The following is a 2,199-nucleotide window of genomic DNA, read 5'->3' on the forward strand; positions in this document are numbered from 1 at the left end:
CGGCGTCCCCGCCTCCTGGCCCGGGTCCTCGGCCACCTTCGCCGCCAGTAACGGCGCCCGCCGAATATCCAGCCGATACTCACGCGGATCGAACCGCGCCTTGAGCTGTTCCTCGATCGAACCCGCCTGCGGATCCAGCGCCACCTCTTCCACCGGCAGCTCGGCTTCACGCCACACCACCTGCACCGGCTCCGGCAACCCTTCCCACTGCACGCCCGTGCGCAGGATGTCGTGCCGGCTAATCACCGCCTGCAAGGCCGACAGGAAAGCGTCCAGCCGCTCCCGGCTGTCGAAGGCCAGCAGGGAATACCCCAGGTAGGGGTCGCCCACTTCGGTCAACAGGTGGTGGTACAACACCCCTTCCTGCAACGGCGCCAGCGGGTAGATGTCCTGCACGTTGACCGCACCGCCGTCCACCGCCGCCACGATGCCGTCGAGCGCCTCCTGCGGCAGCTCCACCAGCGGCAGCATCGACGGCGTTATGTACTGCGTCTGCCTCGCTATAGAATAGATGCCGTCCTGCCCCCCGGCGCTCTTTTGCTTCAATATCTGGATAATTTCTTGTTTGTTTTCCCTGATTGCATCAAGCAATTTCTGATCATCAAGGCTGCCTTTTTCACCTTTCACCGAAAGGCGATCTCCCTTCAGAGCGAGTACGATTCCTTTTGCTCTAAGCAGGAAAAAAAGTTGAATCGTTGTCACAGCAGAATTTCCTCTCTCTCAACAATCGCATCCGCCAACGCCGCCAGAGTCGGCTGTGTGAACAGCACCCGCACATCCGCCCGCAGATCCGCCTGCCGCATCCGCTCCACCAGCCTTACCACCAGCAACGAGTGCCCGCCTAGCGCGAAGAAGTTGTCGTGCCGCCCAACCCGCTCCACGCCCAGCAGCTCCTGCCAGATCCCGGCCAGCACTTCTTCCACCGGGCCCAACGGCGCCTCCCACGCCGCCCGCGCATAGGCGTCGTCTTCCGGCGCCGGCAACGCCTTTCTATCCAGCTTGCCATTCGGCGTCAGCGGCAACGCCTCCAGCTCCACGAACGCCGCCGGCACCATGTATCCAGGCAACTCTTCCCGCAGCCGGTCCCGCAGGGCTTGCGCATCGGCCGGCCCCGTGTAATACGCCACCAGCCGCGGGTCGCCGGAAGCATCGTCGCGGGCAAGCACGACGGCTTCGCGAACCAGGGGTTGAGCGGCAAGGGTTGCTTCGATTTCGCCGAGTTCGATACGAAAGCCTCTGACCTTGACTTGATGGTCGACGCGCTCCAGATATTCGATGCTGCCATCCGGTAGATAGCGTGCCAGGTCGCCCGATTTGTACATGAGCGCCCCGGCACGGCTGAACGGATTGGGAATGAATTTCTCCGCCGTCAGATCGGGACGGTTCAAATATCCTCTCACCAGGCCATCGCCGGCGATGTGCAGTTCTCCCGCGATGCCTATGGGTACCGGGTTCAGATGCGCATCCAGAATGTAGAGCTGAGTGTTGGTGATCGGCCGGCCGATCGGAATAGAAGCGAAGAATTTATTGCGGTCTGTTTTTTGAATACGATAGACCGTACTCCACACTGCTGCTTCAGTAGGGCCGTATTCATTGTATAAAGTCTGGCCGTTACTCCTGGCGTAATAGTCAGCCACTTCGGCAGGGCATTTTTCGCCCGCCAATATGACCGTTTTCAAACACGCACTTTCTTTTTGGCGGAGCCGCTCGCTAAGCAACCGAAAGAGAGAGGGTACAATTAAAAGATGCGATATACCGTGTTGCTGTATGTTCCTCGCAAGCGAATCAGAGTCCCCCTGAAACTCCGGTTCAGCCAACACCAGTTTGGCGCCCGAAACAAGCGTCCAGAAAATGGCAGCGACCGAACTGTCAAACGCAAACGAAGCGGCTAATAAAAATCCCGTTACCTGTTCAGGATAATAAGTCAATCTGGCACAAGTGGAATGAACCAGGTTTCTTTGAGAAACAGCGACCCCCTTGGGCCGGCCTGTGGAGCCGGACGTGTAGATCACGTAAGCCAGGTGCGAAACCGTCAGCCCACCCCGTTCGGGATTGTCCGCCGGGTAGGAGGTCCAGGGCGCACTGTCGTCCAGCGCAATCACCGGACAGTCGCCCGTGGCCAGCGTCGGCACGTCGCCGTGCACCAACACCGCCACCGGGGCACTGTCTTCCAGCATGTACGCCACTCGCTCGGCCGGG

2 protein-coding genes are annotated in these 2,199 nt (G+C 60.1%); both read right to left on the bottom strand.

Going from position 1 to position 2,199, the window contains the following annotated elements:
- A partial coding sequence (locus tag EZI54_RS23495; protein ID WP_165495868.1) for a condensation domain-containing protein occupies positions 1 to 702 on the bottom strand: 702 nt, incomplete at its 3' end.
- Positions 699 to 2,199: non-ribosomal peptide synthetase (locus EZI54_RS23500; RefSeq protein WP_131484283.1), on the bottom strand; the 1,501-nt coding region annotated here is incomplete at its 5' end. The genes EZI54_RS23495 and EZI54_RS23500, both read right to left, overlap by 4 nt.

Origin of the sequence: Marinobacter halodurans, from assembly GCF_004327985.1 — a bacterium.
Lineage (GTDB): Bacteria > Pseudomonadota > Gammaproteobacteria > Pseudomonadales > Oleiphilaceae > Marinobacter_A > Marinobacter_A halodurans.